General features: G+C 63.2%; 2 protein-coding genes. One reads left to right on the top strand and one right to left on the bottom strand.

Translation table 11 applies throughout. From position 1 onward, the window contains the following. Positions 1–72 precede the first annotated feature (72 nt). Complete coding sequence (locus tag AB4Y86_RS16680; RefSeq protein WP_441403288.1) at positions 73–1,455, top strand: MFS transporter; 1,383 nt, start codon at positions 73–75, stop codon at positions 1,453–1,455. Positions 1,456–1,832: 377 nt separating this feature from the next. Here the strand turns inward: AB4Y86_RS16680 and AB4Y86_RS16675 are convergent, their stop codons facing one another. Next, positions 1,833–2,177 (bottom strand): cupin domain-containing protein, encoded by a 345-nt coding sequence (locus tag AB4Y86_RS16675; protein WP_441403287.1) that lies wholly within the window; start codon positions 2,175–2,177, stop codon positions 1,833–1,835. Positions 2,178–2,510: the final 333 nt, after the last annotated feature.

Here is a 2,510-nt window from a genome sequence, read left to right as displayed (position 1 = left end):
ACCTGACGCTTGTGTGAGTTATGACAGCGTCAGGTTCACAGGGGTGTCGACGGAGACATCGAAGGAGTCCCAATGAGTACGGAAAACGCCGCCGCGAGGCGCGCAGAAGAGCCCGAAGTCGAGTTGTCGGGTCTGAAGAAGGTAGTGGCGGCCTCGATGGCCGGCACGGTGGTTGAGTGGTACGAGTTCTTCCTCTACGCCTCCGCCGCCACCCTGGTGTTCGGCAAGATGTTCTTCCCCAACTCCGGCACGGAGCTGGACGGAATCCTTGCCGCCTTCCTGACCTACGCGGTGGGCTTCATCGCCCGCCCCATCGGCGGCATCGTGTTTGGCCACTTCGGTGACAAGTTCGGCCGCAAGCAGCTCCTGCAGCTCAGCATCATCCTGGTCGGCGTCTCGACCTTCCTGATGGGCTGCCTCCCGAGCTTTGCGCAGATCGGCTACTGGGCACCGGCCCTGCTGGTGTTCCTCCGCTTCGCCCAGGGCTTCGCCGTCGGCGGCGAATGGGGCGGCGCCGTCCTCCTCGTCGCCGAGCACAGCCCCAGCAAGTCCCGCGGTTTCTGGGCCAGCTGGCCGCAGTCTGCCGTCCCGCTGGGCAACTTGCTCGCCACCGCCGTACTGTTCATCCTCTCCGCCGTGCTGTCCTCCGCGGACTTCCTGGGCTGGGGCTGGCGGGTTGCGTTCTGGCTGTCCGCCGTCATCGTGCTGATCGGCTACTACATCCGGACCAAGGTCCAGGATGCCCCGATCTTCCTGGAGGCACGCAAAGAGGTTGAAGAGGGCCAGAAAGGCTATGGCGTCGCCGAGGTCTTCCGCCGCTACCCCCGCGGCGTGTTCACCGCCATGGGCCTGCGCTTTGCAGAAAACATCCTGTACTACCTCGTGGTCACGTTCTCGATTACCTACCTCAAGACCGTCGTCCACACCGACACCTCCCAGATCCTGCTCCTGCTGCTCGTGGCGCACGCCATCCACTTCTCCGTGGTGCCGATGGTCGGCCGCCTCTCGGACCGTCTGGGTCGCAAACCGGTGTACATGGCCGGCGCCGTTTTGGGTGCAACCTGGGGCTTCTTCGCCTTCCCGATGATGGACACCGGCAACGACTTCGTCATCCTCGCTGCGGTCATTATTGGCTTGCTGTTCCACGCCCTGATGTACGCCGGCCAGCCGGCGATTATGGCGGAAATGTTCCCGACCCGGATGCGCTACTCGGGCGTCTCGCTCGGCTACCAGGTCACCTCGATTGTGGCGGGTTCCCTTGCCCCGATCATCGCCGTTGCGCTGCTGAGCCAGTACAAGTCCTCCGTTCCGGTGGCTGTCTACCTGCTGCTCGCCTGCATCGTTACGGCCGTCGCGGTGTTCTTCCTCAAGGAAACCCGGGGTGTTTCGCTGCACGACGTCGACGCCGCCGATGCCCAGGGCACAGCGGACCTCATCGCCGCAGGCAAGAAGTAGCAGCAAGAAGTAACAGGTAAGAAATAGCAGGTAAGAAGCAAGCTCAGCCGTTACCACGCTGCCCGTGTCCGCGTTTCTACGCGGGCGCGGGCTGCTCCTTTTCGGAGTCTTCTGCGGCGGACGGGTTGCGACTACTGAATTGATGCTCACGGAGGCCGCGGGCAGGAAGGGGACCGAACGGCGACGGCCTCCTGATCCCCGTGCCGCACAAGGCCGCCGGCTTGTGGGACGGCTGTCCGGAAAGCCCGCGCTATCCCGGCCATGAAATTCTTCGGTCGGGGGCCTGTGAGAATCACCGTGTCACCGCCGGCGGTTGGCCAGAAGCCCGGGCCTTTGCGGACGCCGACTCCGGATCAATGGCGTGCCGGTTCCTAGGTTCAGGGTTTGGCGTAGTCGACGAATCCCTGCCAGTCGATCACGACACAGGGTTCGTCTCCCAGTACCCAGGCGTCGTGCCCGGGGGCCATGGTGGCGAAGTCGCCGGGCCCGTACTCCATTTCCTCGCCGTCGTTCATAACGACCTTCATTCGACCGGAGACGAAATACCCCATGTGGGCGGCCTGACAGCTCTCCGTTTTGGCGATCGGTTTTACGTGCTCGGACCAGCGCCATCCGGGCAGGAATGTGGCGCGTCCCACGCCGCCCTGTTCGAGGTTGACGAGTTGAAGTTGGCCCGTGCCACCTTCAAAGGGACGCGTCTCCTCGGGCGAATCGAGGCTCATGCGAACTAAACCTGGCATCATGACCTCCTATGGTCGGTCCTGCTTGTTGTGGGTAGGCTCCGACACTGCGCTCTGGCGGTGTTTACCCCTCGGATGCTGTGAAACTTCACCCGACGGCGCCTCTGCGGAAGGGCCGCCAGCGCGCTGAGCTACCGTCTTGATTTATAGACCCAATCGCGCCTTTTGCCTAGAGCGCACCGGTCCCGCATCAGCTGGGCTTGCGATTCACCGCGATACTTTTCCCTCACCGATGAGACGGCATTCGGAGGCTTCCTATTCGCAGCCGCTAACGCATGGTCTTTCATGTCAAGTGATGGCCCCGCCCCTGAGTAT

Origin of the sequence: Arthrobacter sp. 2YAF22_2, assembly GCF_052114645.1 — a bacterium.
Lineage (GTDB): Bacteria > Actinomycetota > Actinomycetes > Actinomycetales > Micrococcaceae > Arthrobacter.
This window is presented reverse-complemented; position numbering and strand designations above follow the sequence as displayed.

Coding starts and splice junctions, on each gene's coding strand:
- AB4Y86_RS16680 (WP_441403288.1), top strand. CDS start 73: ATGAGTACGGAAAACGCCGCCGCGAGGCGCGCAGAAGAGCCCGAAGTC.
- AB4Y86_RS16675 (WP_441403287.1), bottom strand. CDS start 2,177: ATGAGCCTCGATTCGCCCGAGGAGACGCGTCCCTTTGAAGGTGGCACG.